This window comes from Streptomyces albipurpureus, assembly GCF_023701525.1.
In the GTDB taxonomy this organism is placed as follows: domain Bacteria; phylum Actinomycetota; class Actinomycetes; order Streptomycetales; family Streptomycetaceae; genus Streptomyces; species Streptomyces albipurpureus.
Map to the genome: position 1 here is coordinate 384262 of NZ_JAMQAW010000036.1, position 14270 is coordinate 398531.

Consider the following 14270-nt stretch of genomic DNA (forward strand, 5'->3'; position numbering starts at 1 on the left):
GCGCCCGGGGGCTGAAGTGGCGCTCCGCTCGGGCCGTCGCGCCTGGGCGGGACGAGCCCCTCAGCAGCCCTGAGCGGAGCAAGCCTCCAGTCCCCGGCGAGCGGTTCCAGTGCCTGTGGGGATAACGGGCTTGACCGACTCTTCGGAATGGCCTGTCCCACTTCCAGTGGAAGCGGGACAGGCCATTCCGAATTTCGGACGTAACTGTCCGAATGTCGGTTCGTTACTCCATTCGGGTCGCGAAAGCGCGACCGGGACGGAGAAGACCATGAGCGCCAGCCCGTACACACGGGAGCGCCTCACCGAGGCCGCCGCATCGAGCCAGACCCTGACCGAGGCATTGATCAGACTCGGCGTCGACCCCAGGAGCCCGACCCGGAAGTACCTCAGCGAGCGGATGCGCAGGCTGGGGATACCCACCGGCCACTTCGAACGCGAAGGGGCGCGCTGGACGAGAGAGGTCCTTGAGCCGGCGGTGGCGGCGTCGACGAGCGTCTGCGAGGTGTTACGACGTCTCGGGATCGAGGTGGTGGGCGGTCACCACACCCACATCAGTCGCCGGATCAAGGCATTGGGAATCGACACCTCGCACTTTCGACCTCAACAGCACAAGGGGAAAGGCGAACGCCGCGCCCCGAGAGCGGTGCTGGAGGAGCAGCCGGCTGAGACGGCGCGGCGCATTCCCAGCAAGCGGCTGAAGCGCGCACTCACCGCAAGGGGCATCCCCCAGCGCTGCGCCTTGTGCGGCACCGGTCCCCTGTGGCGCGGGCGGCCGCTGCCCCTGGAGGTCGATCACATCGATGGGAACTGGCGGAACAACCGGATGGAGAACTTACGCATTCTCTGTCCCAACTGTCACTCGGCCACGGATAACTACCGCGGTCGCGGCAAGCACCGGCGGGCCGGAGCCGGCCGCGGGACCGAGGCGAGTCGATGAGTCCAGCAGCCCTGCGATACCCGCCCGCGCGGTTGAGGATCGCGGCGAAGACCTGCGCGGACATCGACGAAGTCATCGCATTCTTCGGCACCCCGCCCTATGAGGGTCTGCGGAGACATCTTCACCGCTGCTTCCAGCAGCACGGCATAGACATCTCGCATTTCCGGCCCCGGCGACGGCGTAGCGGTCCACCTCCTTCCAGCGCCGAACTGCGCACGGCGGTAGCGGCTTCGGTGTCCTTGGCCGAGACACTGAGACGACTCGATCGACTGGACAACGGGTCCCAGCGAGCCGCTCTGCGGAGATGGATAACGCAGGAGTCCCTTTCCACCTCTCACTTCCTGGGGCAGGCACACCAGCGAGACAGGGCGGCCACCACACCGAGGAAGACCGCGGACCGCATCCTCACCAAGCGGGACGGCGGCCGCCGCACGAAGACGGCCCGGCTGCGCCGGGCGCTCCATGAGCTCGGGCTGCCCGAGCGATGCGCTGAGTGCGGCAGCGGAGCCGAGTGGCAGGGCAAGCGCATGACCCTGGAGATCGACCACATCAACGGCGACCGGCTGGATGATCGCGCGCAGAATCTGCGTCTGCTCTGCCCCAACTGTCATGCGATCACCAGCACATGGTGCAGAGGCGGTAGATCCCGTAGCTGACAGCGGAACCGGGACGCGAAAACGCCCGACCAGCCGCTACCATGACAGGTGACCAGCGGCCGTGGCGGAATTGGCCTACGCGCGACATTTAGGATGTCGTGGGAGAAATCCCTTGAGGGTTCGAGTCCCTCCGGCCGCACACCATGAAGGGCGCCCCCACCGGGGCGCCCTTCGCTTTGCGGGTTCAGTTCAGCAGTTCGCGGACCGCGGGAACCAGTGCCCGGAAGGCCTTCCCCCGGTGGCTGATCGCGTTCTTCTCCGCCGGGCTCAGCTCCGCGGCCGTGCGGGTCTCGCCCGCCGGCTGGAGGATCGGGTCGTAGCCGAAGCCATGCGTCCCGGTGGGGATATGGCGCAGGGTGCCGGGCATGCGGCCCTCCACGACGCGTTCGGTGCCGTCGGGCAGTGCGAGTGCGGCCGCGCAGAAGAAGTGAGCGCCCCGGTGTTCCGGGGCGATGTCGGAGAGCTGGGCGAGCAGCAGGTTGAGGTTGGCGGTGTCGTCGCCGTGGGTGCCGGCCCAGCGGGCGGAGAAGATGCCGGGCGCGCCGCCGAGGACGTCGACACAGAGGCCGGAGTCGTCGGCGACGGCGGGTAGGCCGGTTGCCTGGGCGAGGGCGTGCGCCTTCAGCAGGGCGTTCTCGGCGAAGGTGGTGCCGGTTTCCTTGACGTCGGGGATCTGGGGGTAGGCATCCGCGCCGACGAGTTCATGCGGTAGTCCCGCGTCGGCGAGGATGGCCCTGAGTTCGGTGATCTTCCCGGTGTTGCGGGTGGCGAGGATGAGACGGGTCATGCCCCGATTATCCGGGTGCGTCCAGCCGTGGTGGTGGTGTGGGTCAGGGGGTGCAGACCTTGCCGATTTCGGATGCGGCGTCGGTGACCGGTGTGAGGTCGGGGGTGGCGTCTCCGCCTTCGATCGACTTGCGGACGTTGTCGACGCCGGCGTTGAGGTCGTCGACGGCCTTGGTCAGGTCGGCGTTGTCGGTCTTGTCGCTCAGGCTGTCGAGTTCTTTGTCGATGTCGTCGAGGGCCTGGCGGGCCTGGGTGGGGTCTTCGGTCGCGTTGGAGGCGGCCTGGGTCAGCTTGTCGACGCTGGTCGCGATGGCCTCGGCGGTCTCCACGCAGTCGAGTGCCTTGTCGATGGCGCTACAGCCGACGGTGATCGGCACTATGAGTGCGGCGGTGGCGAGCGTGAGTGCGATACGGCGGCGCGCAGACATGGACGGTCCCTCCCGGATACGGCCGGGCGCACGGTTTGGCCCGTGCGCCCGTGTCGGTAACGACGCCCGCTGGGGCGTTCTTGGTTGCTTCTTTACCCAGCCCGGTGGTCGGTCAGCTTTCCGTCGGCTGCCTCTGACACTTGTGGGCGTGGTGTCGCCCGTGTGTTCGCCGGGTTTGCGGGTGGGTCAGTTGGTCGGCTCGGTGCGGCCGAGTGCTTCGAGCTGGAGGGTTCCGAGGTCGGTGCAGCCGACGGTGGCCAGGTCGAGGAGGGCGTTGAGTTCCTTGCGGTCGAAGGGCTCGGCTTCGGCGGTGCCCTGGACTTCGACGAAGCGGCCGTCGCCGGTGCAGACGACGTTCATGTCGGTGTCGGCGCGGACGTCTTCTTCGTAGCAGAGGTCGAGGAGGGGGACGCCGTCGACGATGCCCACGGATACGGCTGCGACGGTGCCGGTGAGGGGTTTGCGTCCGGCTCGTACGAGCTTCTTCTGCTGGGCCCAGGCGACGGCGTCGGCGAGTGCTACGTAGGCTCCGGTGATGGCGGCGGTTCGGGTGCCGCCGTCGGCTTGGAGGACGTCGCAGTCGAGGACGATCGTGTTCTCGCCGAGGGCTTTGTAGTCGATGACGGCTCTCAGGGATCGGCCGATGAGGCGGCTGATCTCATGGGTGCGGCCGCCGATCTTGCCGCGTACTGATTCTCGGTCGCCGCGGGTGTTGGTGGCGCGCGGGAGCATCGAGTATTCGGCGGTGACCCAGCCTTCGCCGCTGCCCTTGCGCCAGCGCGGTACGCCCTCGGTGACGGAGGCGGTGCAGAAGACCTTGGTGTCGCCGAAGGAGATGAGGACGGAGCCCTCGGCGTGCTTGCTCCAGCCGCGCTGGATGGTGACCGGGCGGAGCTGTTCGGGCGTACGGCCGTCGATACGAGACATGGCGTTGAGCCTATCGGCTGCGCGGAAGGGCCCCATCCCATCGGAATGAGGCCTTCCGGAAGCCGGTGTGGGGGGGTTCTGGCCGGGTGGGGCTCAGCTCACATCATGTCTTCGATGTCGGCGGCGATCGGGTCGGCGTCGGTGCCGATCACGACCTGGATCGCGGTGCCCATCTTGACGACTCCGTGGGCGCCTGCGGCCTTGAGGGCGGCTTCGTCGACCTTGGCCGGGTCGATGACCTCGGTGCGGAGGCGGGTGATGCAGCCCTCGATCTCCTCGATGTTCTCGATTCCACCGAGCCCGGCGACGATCTTTTCAGCCTTGCTGGCCATGTCTTCTCCCTGCGTTCCAAGGGCACCTTGAGGGGGTGCCCAGTGCTGCGTCGGCCCACCACTGGTCCGCTTCGTCACGGTAACGCACGGTTGGCCCATCTTCACGGGCGAGTGACTACCCCATCGCTCATGATGACGATCACCGGTGTTCCGTACCTGGCCGAGACCGAGATTTCCTGAGGCCGAGGAACCTGACCTCAGCCATGGGCGGCCCGGGGGCATACCGCGACTGGTCTACACCAGACCGCGACCGCTGCCAAACAGGCCAGTTCCGGGAGGACGCCGATGAGCTCCGAGAGCGCTGCCGTCAGACCACAGCCCTCTTGGGGCAGCAAGCTGTTCCAGGGACTCCAGAAGATGGGGCGCAGCCTCCAGCTCCCCATTGCGGTGCTGCCCGCGGCGGGCATTCTCAATCGGCTGGGGCAGCCGGATGTCTTCGGCTCGGACGGGCTGGGCTGGAACGATGTCGCCAAGGTGATGGCGGGTGCGGGTGGCGCGCTGCTGGATTCCAACATCGGTCTGCCGCTGCTGTTCTGTGTCGGTGTCGCGATCGGCATGGCGAAGAAGTCGGATGGCTCCACGGCGCTGGCCGCGGTGGCGGGTTTCCTCGTCTACTACAACGTGCTGCGTCAGTTTCCCGCGGACTGTCCCGACCAGGCGCAGGCGGTGGCGACGGGCTGCCAGGCGCCGGACAACTCGGTCGCGGCCTTCACTTATCAGAACCCGGGGGTCTTCGGCGGCATTGTGATGGGTCTGCTGGCCGCGTATTTCTGGCAGCGCTACCACCGCACCAAGTTGGTGGACTGGCTGGGCTTCTTCAATGGCCGCCGGCTCGTCCCGATCATCATGTCCTTCGTGGCCATCGGCGTCGCGGTGCTCTCCTTGTGGGTCTGGCCGCCGGTCGGCCGCGGTCTGGAGAGTTTCAGTGACTGGCTGGTGGATCTCGGGCCGTGGGGTTCGGGCATCTTCGGTGTCACCAACCGGGCGTTGCTCGTCATCGGATTGCACCAGTTCCTGAATGTGCCGATCTGGTTTCAGCTGGGCAGCTACACCAAGCCGGACGGCACGGTGGTGCACGGCGATATCTCGATGTTCCTCGCGGGCGATCCTGATGCGGGTCAGTTCACCACGGGCTTCTTCCCCATCATGATGTTCGCCCTACCGGCGGCCGCACTGGCCATCACGCACTGTGCGCGACCGCATCGGCGCAAGGAGATCGGTGGTCTGATGCTGTCGGTGGCGCTGACCTCATTCGTCACGGGTATCACCGAACCGCTGGAGTACTCATTCCTCTTCGTCGCACCGGCGCTGTATGCGGTTCATGCGGTCCTCACCGGTGCTTCTATGGCCCTGACCTGGGCATTGGGGGTAAAGGACGGCTTCAGTTTCTCGGCCGGTCTCATCGACTACGTCATCAACTGGTCGCTTGCGACAAAACCCTGGTTGATCATTCCCATCGGTCTTGGTTTCGCCCTCGTGTATTACGTGGTCTTCCGGTTCGCGATCATCAAATTCAACATCCCCACGCCGGGCCGGGAACCGGAGGAAGTGGGCGAGGAGATGGAACGTGAGAACGTGAAGTAGACGTACCGCGGGAGGGCCCATGGATCGATGGACAGCGGGTCCCGCCAGGGGAAAGGTGTCGCGGATCCAGGCCAGGGGCGAGGGTCGCGGCAGATGGGCGCAGGGCGTGGGCTGTTGAGGTGATGGCGGCGGAAGGGCCGGAGCGCCGAGAGCCGTGTGGCGGTAGCGGGTTTCCGGGTGAGCCCGGGTGGCGGGTTCGGGGATTCATGGCTGGCCTCTCGGCCCCGTCGGTATGTTGAGGCTCCGTCAGGGTTCGGCGCGATGGATGCGTCAGACGTGCGGATGAGAAACGGCGGCATGGGTTTTTCCTGCGGCCTTCGCCTCCTTGGCGGTCACCGCTTCGACGGCGCGCCCGCGCCGGTTATTGGAGACCGGGCAGCCTCTCCGATCAAGATCGGAAGAGTATTTCCATCCGGGAAGCACTCCGCCCCGCGGTGGGGGAATTCACCTACATCACCTACCGCGGGGCCAATTCGGCGCTATTCATCTGTTCCTTATCCCTCCCCCGCATGCTAAAAAGGTCTACACCAGTAACTGGTTTAGACCACGAGCCCGTCGTGTCCCCCTGGTAGACGCCGCCTCCCGTCCCCCTGTCCCCTTGCGGCGCCTTGCTCTCCTGGAGGAAGTTGATGTCCACCACCAGCCCCGCCCCGGCGACTCGGAAGAAGTCGGGCACGGGTGCGATGGCCGTCATGCAGCGCATCGGTCGCAGTTTGATGCTCCCGGTGGCCGTACTACCCGCTGCCGCGCTTCTCGTCCGGCTCGGCAATGACGACATGCTGGGCCGTGCGTCATTCCCGTCCTTCTTCACCGAGACAGCCGGCTATATGCATGCCGGCGGCAACGCGATCCTCGACAACATGGCGCTCCTGTTCGCGGTCGGTATCGCCATCGGCTTCGCGAGGAAAGCGGATGGCTCGACCGCGCTGGCGGCGGTCACCGGCTATCTGGTGTTCAAGAGCGTCCTTGGGACGTTCACCGATGAGAATCTGCCGAAGGTCGCCGAGGTCATCGACGGTCGGATAGTGATGCGGGAAGCCCCCGTGGACGCGAAAGTCCTCGGCGGTGTGGTGATGGGCCTGGTGGTCGCCCTGCTCTACCAGCGCTTCTACCGCACCACATTGCCGGACTGGGCGGGATTCTTCGGTGGACGTCGGCTGGTCCCGATTCTCTCCGCGTTCGCGGGACTTGTCATCGGTATCGCCTTCGGTTTTGTCTGGCCGGTGCTCGGCACCGGTCTGCACAACGCCGGCGGGTGGCTGGTCGACTCGGGGGCCGTGGGCGCGGGAATCTTCGGTGTGACCAACCGGGCGCTGATCCCGATCGGTATGCATCACCTACTGAACTCGTTCCCCTGGTTCCAGGCCGGTTCCTACGACGGCAAGAGCGGCGACATCGCCCGCTTCCTCGCCGGTGACCCCACGGCCGGGCAGTTTATGACCGGCTTCTTCCCGATCATGATGTTCGCCTTGCCCGCCGCCTGTCTGGCGATTGTGCACTGCGCCCGGCCGGAGCGGCGCAAGGTCGTCGGCGGCATGATGTTCTCGCTGGCGCTGACGTCATTCGTGACCGGGGTGACGGAGCCGATCGAGTTCACCTTTATGTTCATCGCCCCCGTGCTGTACGCCGTCCACGCGGTCCTCACCGGTGTCTCTCTGGCACTCACCTGGGGACTCGGAATGAAAGACGGATTCGGCTTCTCGGCCGGGGCGATCGATTTCCTACTGAACCTGGGGATCGCATCCAATCCCTGGGGGCTCGCGCTCGTGGGGCTCTGCTTCGCAGCCGTGTATTACGCGGTGTTCCGATTCGCGATCACCAAGTTCGATCTGCCGACACCGGGACGGGAGTCGGACGACGAACTAGCCGACCTACAGAAGGCGGAGGCCACCTAGGCCGCTCACACCCTCCGCCCGAGGCCCCCCGTTCCGCGCCATGGAACCGGGGGCTTTGGCCTATGGCGAGCCACCGCGGTCGGTCGAGGGGTAGCCCGCGCGGCGAAGCGGGCGCCGGCCCCGGCCTCAGCGGACCAGAAACAGATCGGACACCCCCGGATCACGTCCCAGAAGGTGTCCACGGGCTGAGAGCAGCGTCACCCCGCGCTCAGACCTCGTACACCGCACCGGCCGCGGCGATCTCCGCCGGCCCTCGGTACTGCGACCGGGCATCCGCGAGATTGCGCTCCCCATCGGTCCACGGCGGCACATGGGTCAGCACCAGCCGTCCCACCCCCGCCCGCTGCGCATGGGCGCCGGCCTCACGGCCGTTGAGGTGGAGACCGGGGACGTCTTCCTTGCCGTAGGTGAAGGAGGCCTCGCAGAGGAAGAGGTCCGCCCCCTCGGCCAGCTCGTCCAGCGCGTCGCAGACTCCGGTGTCACCCGAGTACGTCAGCGTCCGCCCGGAGTGCTCCAGCCGGACGCCGTAGGCCTCGACGGGGTGGGCGACTCGTTCCGTGCGGACGGAGAACGGGCCGATGTCGAAGCTGCCGGGCTTGAGGGTGTGGAAGTCGAAGACCTCGCTCATCGAGGAGGGGGAAGGGGTGTCCGCATACGCCGTGGTCAGCCGGTGCTCGGTGCCCTCGGGTCCGTAGACCGGAAGGGCATCGCAGCGGCCGCCCTCGTGGCGGTAGTAGCGGGCGACGAAGTACGCGCACATATCGATGCAGTGATCGGCATGCAGATGGCTGAGGAAGATGGCGTCGAGGTCGTAGAGGCCGATGTGGCGCTGCAGCTCTCCGAGGGCGCCATTGCCCATGTCGAGGAGCAACCGGAAGCCGTCGGCCTCTACGAGGTAGCTCGAACAGGCCGATTCCGCGGACGGGAACGACCCCGAGCAGCCGACGACGGTGAGCTTCATGGAGCCTGAACCTCCGTGGACGGGGGAGGGCTGTGGGTGGTGTGTGTGCGGTGGGTTGAGCGTAAAGCGCGAAAGGGGGTGCCGCTCCTTCGGGGAGGGGGGGTGTGGGGGAACTCACCTGCGCTGTCACCGATTCGGAGGGCGTACGGGGGGTGCGGGCAGGAGCGCGCGGGGCGCGAGGGTAGTCAAGAGCCCCACTCCCTCGGTGCGGGAGTGGGGCTCTTGATCGTCTTTTAGGGATATCCCATGAGCGCTCCGGCCCGGCTCCGGGGCCGGGCCGCATGGGTCGGGCTTCCTCGGGCGGGCCCAGGTGACCACCACGGGGTCCGGGAAACCCCCCACCCGGGCCGGGCCTCTCGGGACCTGGTGCGTCAGTCCCGGGATGAGGGCGGCTGGCGCTCGCCGTCCGAAAGGAGCCGGCAGGGAGCCGGGGTCAGGCCCAGAGCTGCCCTTGGAGGAGTTCGATGGCCGCTTCCGTGGTCTCGGCCGTGTACACCCCCGTGGAGAGGTACTTCCAGCCGCCGTCGGCGACGACGAACACGATGTCAGCGGACTCGCCGGCCTTGACGGCCTTCTTTCCGACGCCTATGGCCGCGTGGAGTGCGGCGCCGGTGGACACCCCGGCGAAGATGCCCTCCTGCTGGAGCAGCTCCCTGGTGCGGGTCACCGCGTCCGCCGAACCGACCGAGAAGCGGGTGGTGAGCACGGAGGCGTCATAGAGCTCGGGTACGAAACCCTCGTCCAGATTCCGCAGTCCGTAGACCAGGTCGTCGTACCGTGGCTCGGCGGCCACGATACGGACGTCCGGCACACGCTCGCGGAGATAGCGGCCGACGCCCATCAGGGTGCCGGTCGTGCCGAGGCCCGCCACGAAGTGGGTGATGGACGGCAGGTCGGTGAGGATCTCGGGTCCGGTGGTGGCGTAGTGCGCTCCGGCGTTCGCCGGGTTTCCGTACTGGTAGAGCATCACCCAGGAGGGGTTCTCGGCGGAGATCTCCTTGGCGACGCGAACGGCGGTGTTGGAGCCGCCCGCGGCGGGTGAGGAGATGATCTCCGCGCCCCACATGGTGAGCAGCTGGCGGCGCTCGGTACTGGTGTTCTCGGGCATGACGCAGACGATGCGGTAGCCCTTGAGCCGGGCGGCCATGGCCAGCGAGATACCGGTGTTGCCCGAGGTGGGTTCCAAGATGGTGCAGCCGGGGGTGAGCCTGCCGTCCTTCTCCGCCTGCTCGATCATGAAGAGCGCTGGACGGTCCTTGATCGAACCGGTGGGGTTGCGGTCTTCGAGCTTGGCCCAGATGCGGACGTCGTCGGACGGCGACAGCCGCGGTAGGCGTACCAGAGGGGTGTTGCCGACCGCGGCGAGGGGAGAGTCGTAGCGCATCAGCGCGTTCCCGCGCGCCACCGGGCGGAACGGGGGTGCGCCGTGGTGGATCCGCCGGCGACGGCCGGGAGGATCGTGACGCTGTCGCCGTCGCTGAGTTCGGTGGCGATGCCGGCGAGGAAGCGGACGTCTTCGTCATTGAGGTAGACGTTGACGAAGCGGCGTAGTTCACCGCCCTCGACAATGCGCTCCTTGATGCCGGTGTGGCGGGAGTCGAGGTCGGCGAAGAGTTCGGCGATGGTGCCTCCGCTGCCTTCGACGGCCTTCGCTCCGTCGGTGTACGTGCGGAGGATGGTCGGAATGCGGACCTCGATGGCCATGGTGTGGGCTCCTGTCGGGACGGTGGCTTGGGGCGCGCGTCGGGACCCCGCGCGAGGGGTGGTGCTCGTACGGTCAGTCGCGCTCAGCCGGGCGGTGCGGGTGTGGCCTCGGTCAGGTCGCGTTCCGGGCCGTACACATCGCGCTCGCGAGGCGGCACAGGTCGACGTGCAGCCGCGCCACGAGCAGCAGCCTGCTCGGCGTCTTCTCGCTCACGTCATGGGGAACCATGCGGTCATCGTATCGATTCCCGGTCCGGATTCTGGAGTGTGATCTCGGATGATGGACGCATTCTGCTCATAGTGCGGTCAGCCCGGCGAGCGAGGCGGTTCCAGGGCCGGGGTTTGGGGTGGTTCACGGGGTGGGTCAGTAGGTCTCGACGACCTTGATCTCCTCCTCCGTGATCACGCCGTCCACGATGCGGTACGAGCGGAACTGGAACGCTCCCACGTCATCGATGTCCGCGGTGGAGACCAGGACGTAGTGCGCGCCCGGCTCGTTGGCGTAGGTGATGTCCGTACGGGAGGGGTACGCCTCGGTCGCGGTGTGCGAGTGGTAGATGATCACCGGCTCTTCGTCGTTGTCGTCCATCTCCCGGTAGAGCTTGAGGAGATCCGCGGAGTCGAACTCGTAGAAGGTGGGCGACCGGGCCGCGTTCAGCATGGGGATGAAGCGTTCGGGGCGGCCCTGGCCCGCGGGCCCGGCGACGACGCCGCACGCCTCGTCGGGGTGGTCGGCGCGGGAGTGCGCCACGATCTGGTCGTAGAGGGCCTGGGTGAGAGTCAACATGCCGATCAGGATAAGCAGGCCGCCCAGCCGCCGAGCCGGGTGCCGGTGCGGCGTTTGGCACGAGCGGCACGCTGGGCGGTCGCGTACCGTCCCCCGGTACGCGACCGCCCCCGTGCCGCATTGCCCGCCACGGCTCTTCGGCCGCAGCCGCACTCCTCTGGCCTGGGGGTTCCGGGTTTCCTGGCGCCGGCCGGAGCGGGCTGCCCGTGGTCAGGCCGGAGCGGGCTGTTCTCGGAGCGGGTTTCTCAGTGTCAGAACCCCGCGGTCAGCGCTTGATGAACGCCGCGCCCTGCGGGTTGCGCTTCTTGAGCGTCAGAAAGGCGACGGCCAGGCCCAGGGCCCAGAGCGGGGCGAAGTAGAGCGAGATCCGGGCTTCCTTGTCGATGCCCATCATCACCACCACCATGCCGATGAAGGCGAGTGCGAACCAACTGGTCCAGGGGGCACCGGGAGCCTTGAAGGACGACTGCGGCAACTCTCCCCGGTCGGCCTTGGCCCGGTAGCGGATCTGGCTGATCAGGATCATGACCCAGGCCCACATACCGGAGATGGTGGCGAAGGAGACCACCTTGTTGAAGGCTTCCCCGGGCCACTGGTAGTTGATCCAGACGCCGATCATCATCAGCCCGGCGGAGAAGGTGGTGCCGATGAGCGGGGTGCCGTTCCTGGTGAGCCGGGTGAAGAGCCTGGGGCCCTGGCTGTTGAGGGCGAGGTCGCGCAGCATCCGACCGGTCGAGTACATGCCCGAGTTGCAGGACGACAGGGCCGCGGTCAGAACGACGAAGTTGACGATGCCCGCGCCCACGGCGAGGCCCATCTTGTCGAAGGCGGCGACGAACGGCGAGATCCCGGGCTGGAAGTTCGTCCAGGACACCACGGAGAGGATCATGGTCAGGGCGCCGATGTAGAAGACGGCGATCCGCCATGGGACGGTGTTGATGGCCTTGGGCAGGGTCTTCTCGGGGTCCTTGGACTCGCCCGCGGTGACTCCGACCAGTTCCACGGCGAGGAAGGCGAACATCACGATCTGAAGCGTCATCAGCGTGCCGCCGATGCCCTTGGGGAAGAAGCCGCCGTCGCTCCACAGCAGGGAGACTGACGCGGTGTCACCGGCGTCGGAGAAGCCGAGGGTCAGAATGCCCAGACAGATGAGGATCATCCCGACGATGGCGGTGACCTTCACCATGGAGAACCAGAACTCCAGTTCACCGAAGAGCTTCACGGAGATCAGGTTCGCGCCGTAGAGCACCAGGGTGAAGATCAGTGCGGAGATCCATTGGGGGATGTCGAACCAGTAGGTCATGTACTGGGCCGCGGCTGTCACCTCGGTCATTCCGGTGACGACCCAGAACAGCCAGTACGTCCAACCGGTGGCGAATCCGGCGAAGGGGCCGATGAACTCGCGGGCGTACTCCGAGAACGAGCCCGCGACCGGGCGGTACATCAGCAGTTCGCCCAGCGCCCGCATGATGAAGAAGATGACCAGGCCCGCGATGGCGTAGGCCAGGATGAGGCTGGGGCCGGCCTTGGAGATGGCTTTGCCCGCGCCCAGGAAGAGTCCGGTGCCGATCGCCCCGCCGATGGCGATCATCTGGATCTGTCGGGCACCGAGTGCGCGGTGGTATCCCTGATCCGACTGGTGATCCGGCCCGCCTGCCGGGCCAGTGGCGGGCGAAGCCGGCGGGGCTGCGACATCACCCGGTCCGGGTGGCCTGTTCTCGTCGCCGACCTGCACTGAAGTCATAGTGATTGCGCCCTTTCTCCATGCTGGTCCGCCCCCGCCGCGGCTGGCGCGCGGGCGCGGACCAGGTCCTGATCCCCCCGGATATGGATGGAGTGCTACCGGCGGTCAGCCGGGTCAAGCACCGCCGGGACAGTGGGTGGCGCCCCTGGCGGTCGTGCAGATCTATCACGCTCGTTCGAAAGATCGATGGCAGTGGATGTGGGGCACACCACAGACATAAACGGATAAACGTCCCCTGGCACGGCAAACAGCGCCGAACAGGTGACGTGATCGTTATCCGGATTTGAGCGTCCGCTGAGCGTTGTGAGTGTGAGTGAAGCGGCCATGGTCGACGCTCGGGTACCCCACCGCGCGGACCGCGAACCGATGACTCTGGGCAACACGGAAAGGGCCCTTCTCCGATGTGTGTCCCGTATCGGAGAAGGGCCCTTCGGCAATCTGAGGAGGTCAGGGGAGCGGCTAGCCGGGCGCGGGGACCGCCGACCACCGCTGCCTCACGACATCAGGCGTCAGGCGTCAGGCGTCAGGCATCAGGCATCAGGCATCAGGCATCAGGCATCAGGCATCAGGCGTCAGCGTCTCAACGAGCGTCTCCTGGAGCGCGCCGAGCCAGAGGTAGGCCATCACCATCGGCTTCCGCGGGTCGGAGTCCGGCAGCTGGTAGAGGTCGCCGTTCTCGTCGTCGTCGGAGACGTCGAGCCGGGTTCCGATGGTGATCCGCAGGTCGTTGAGCGCCCCGAGCCAGTGCAGGGCGTCATCGGCCGTCAGCTTGAGTACGGCCCCGCCATCGCCGTTCGCGGTCAGCTGGTCCAGGGTCCTGACGACACAGAGCACGTCCGCGCGCTTGCGGGAGCGCAGATCGTTCTCGGTGAACCGTCTGAACTCGGCGGAGGCGGCCTGGAGCTCATCGGTCTGGTCCTTGGCGTCCGGACCGAGGTACGCCTCGGGGAAGAGGCGGGCCAGTGCCGGGTCGCTGGGAGGCTCGGTGGGCCCCTCCGTGAACAGGGCGGCCAGTGGGTCCTCGCCCTCGACCGGCTCCTCACCCGGCCCGAGCAGCTCCAGTAGCTGTACGGCCAGGGACCGGATGATGGCGATCTCGACCTCGTCGAGCGCGACGGCCGACCCGCCGCCGGGAATCGCCTCGAACTGTCCCGCCATCAGTTGCGGTCCTGGGAGAGGGTCGCCCACAGCCCGTAACCGTGCATGGCCTGCACATCGCGTTCCATCTCCTCGCGACTACCGCTGGAGACCACGGCACGGCCCTTGTGGTGGACGTCGAGCATCAGTTTGCGCGCCTTGTCCTTGGAGTAACCGAAGTACGCCTGGAACACATAGGTGACATAGCTCATCAGATTGACCGGGTCGTTGTGGACGAGCGTCACCCACGGCACGTCCGGCTCGGGAACAGCGAACGGTTTCTCCGCCGACTCGGTGCGTTCGATCTCAGTGGGAGCAACACTCACCTGGTCCATGCTGCCACTCACCGGGCCCCAACGCACAAACGGCCCCCCGCGTCCCAGCCATCCAGA

The 14270-nt window shown here is 66.9% G+C and carries 16 protein-coding genes and 1 tRNA gene; 5 read left to right on the top strand and 12 right to left on the bottom strand.

Annotation, left to right across the window (positions count from 1 at the left end; all coding sequences use genetic code 11):
* Positions 1–268 precede the first annotated feature (268 nt).
* The 3 genes from NBG84_RS28725 (at position 269) to NBG84_RS28735 (ending at position 1732) form a co-directional block, all read left to right on the top strand.
* The gene (locus tag NBG84_RS28725; protein ID WP_250922527.1) at positions 269–937 is read left to right on the top strand and encodes an HNH endonuclease signature motif containing protein; all 669 of its coding nucleotides are present in this window, start codon (positions 269–271) and stop codon (positions 935–937) included.
* The gene (locus tag NBG84_RS28730; RefSeq protein ID WP_250922528.1) at positions 934–1593 is read left to right on the top strand and encodes an HNH endonuclease signature motif containing protein; all 660 of its coding nucleotides are present in this window, start codon (positions 934–936) and stop codon (positions 1591–1593) included. Before NBG84_RS28725 ends, NBG84_RS28730 begins: the two co-directional genes overlap by 4 nt.
* 55 nt (positions 1594–1648) lie before the next feature.
* Positions 1649–1732 (top strand) — tRNA-Leu (locus NBG84_RS28735).
* Between the two features lie 45 nt (positions 1733–1777).
* On the opposite strand, the gene rdgB is transcribed toward NBG84_RS28735, so the two are convergent.
* The 4 genes from rdgB to NBG84_RS28755 form a co-directional block, all read right to left on the bottom strand.
* The gene (rdgB, locus tag NBG84_RS28740; RefSeq protein WP_250922529.1) at positions 1778–2380 is read right to left on the bottom strand and encodes an RdgB/HAM1 family non-canonical purine NTP pyrophosphatase; all 603 of its coding nucleotides are present in this window, start codon (positions 2378–2380) and stop codon (positions 1778–1780) included.
* 43 nt (positions 2381–2423) lie between these two features.
* Positions 2424–2807, bottom strand: a complete 384-nt coding sequence (locus NBG84_RS28745) for a hypothetical protein (RefSeq protein WP_250922530.1) — start codon at positions 2805–2807, stop codon at positions 2424–2426.
* A gap of 186 nt (positions 2808–2993) precedes the next feature.
* Complete coding sequence (gene rph / locus NBG84_RS28750; RefSeq protein ID WP_250922531.1) at positions 2994–3734, bottom strand: ribonuclease PH; 741 nt, start codon at positions 3732–3734, stop codon at positions 2994–2996.
* A gap of 98 nt (positions 3735–3832) precedes the next feature.
* On the bottom strand, positions 3833–4066 hold the full coding sequence (locus tag NBG84_RS28755) for a PTS sugar transporter subunit IIB (RefSeq protein WP_250922532.1): 234 nt from the start codon (positions 4064–4066) through the stop codon (positions 3833–3835).
* A gap of 285 nt (positions 4067–4351) precedes the next feature.
* Between NBG84_RS28755 and NBG84_RS28760 the strand changes: the two genes are divergently transcribed.
* Together NBG84_RS28760 and NBG84_RS28765 are read left to right on the top strand one after the other, a co-directional pair.
* A complete protein-coding gene (locus NBG84_RS28760) occupies positions 4352–5650 on the top strand; it encodes a PTS transporter subunit EIIC (protein ID WP_250922533.1) in 1299 nt (432 codons plus the stop codon).
* A 629-nt stretch (positions 5651–6279) separates the two neighbouring features.
* The gene (locus NBG84_RS28765; protein WP_250922534.1) at positions 6280–7545 is read left to right on the top strand and encodes a PTS transporter subunit EIIC; all 1266 of its coding nucleotides are present in this window, start codon (positions 6280–6282) and stop codon (positions 7543–7545) included.
* A gap of 208 nt (positions 7546–7753) precedes the next feature.
* Here the strand turns inward: NBG84_RS28765 and NBG84_RS28770 are convergent, their stop codons facing one another.
* The 8 genes from NBG84_RS28770 to clpS form a co-directional block, all read right to left on the bottom strand.
* Entirely contained in the window at positions 7754–8506 is a 753-nt protein-coding gene (locus NBG84_RS28770) for an MBL fold metallo-hydrolase (RefSeq protein ID WP_250922535.1), read from the bottom strand.
* A gap of 433 nt (positions 8507–8939) precedes the next feature.
* Positions 8940–9890, bottom strand: coding sequence for a PLP-dependent cysteine synthase family protein (locus NBG84_RS28775; RefSeq protein WP_250922536.1), 951 nt, complete (start codon positions 9888–9890; stop codon positions 8940–8942).
* Positions 9890–10210, bottom strand: a complete 321-nt coding sequence (locus tag NBG84_RS28780; RefSeq protein WP_250922537.1) for a MoaD/ThiS family protein — start codon at positions 10208–10210, stop codon at positions 9890–9892. The genes NBG84_RS28775 and NBG84_RS28780 overlap by 1 nt, the downstream gene beginning before the upstream one ends.
* A 112-nt stretch (positions 10211–10322) precedes the next feature.
* Positions 10323–10439 carry a putative leader peptide gene (locus tag NBG84_RS41385; protein WP_345780619.1) on the bottom strand — a complete coding sequence of 39 codons (117 nt, stop codon included), beginning with the start codon at positions 10437–10439 and terminating at the stop codon, positions 10323–10325.
* A gap of 135 nt (positions 10440–10574) precedes the next feature.
* Positions 10575–10997: a M67 family metallopeptidase gene (locus tag NBG84_RS28785; protein ID WP_250922538.1), complete on the bottom strand. Its 423-nt coding sequence runs from the start codon at positions 10995–10997 to the stop codon at positions 10575–10577.
* A gap of 265 nt (positions 10998–11262) precedes the next feature.
* Positions 11263–12741, bottom strand: coding sequence for an amino acid permease (locus tag NBG84_RS28790; RefSeq protein ID WP_250922539.1), 1479 nt, complete (start codon positions 12739–12741; stop codon positions 11263–11265).
* Positions 12742–13299: 558 nt separating this feature from the next.
* A complete protein-coding gene (locus tag NBG84_RS28795) occupies positions 13300–13899 on the bottom strand; it encodes a DUF2017 domain-containing protein (RefSeq protein ID WP_250922540.1) in 600 nt (199 codons plus the stop codon).
* Entirely contained in the window at positions 13899–14213 is a 315-nt protein-coding gene (gene clpS / locus NBG84_RS28800; protein WP_250922541.1) for an ATP-dependent Clp protease adapter ClpS, read from the bottom strand. The genes NBG84_RS28795 and clpS overlap by 1 nt, the downstream gene beginning before the upstream one ends.
* Positions 14214–14270: the final 57 nt, after the last annotated feature.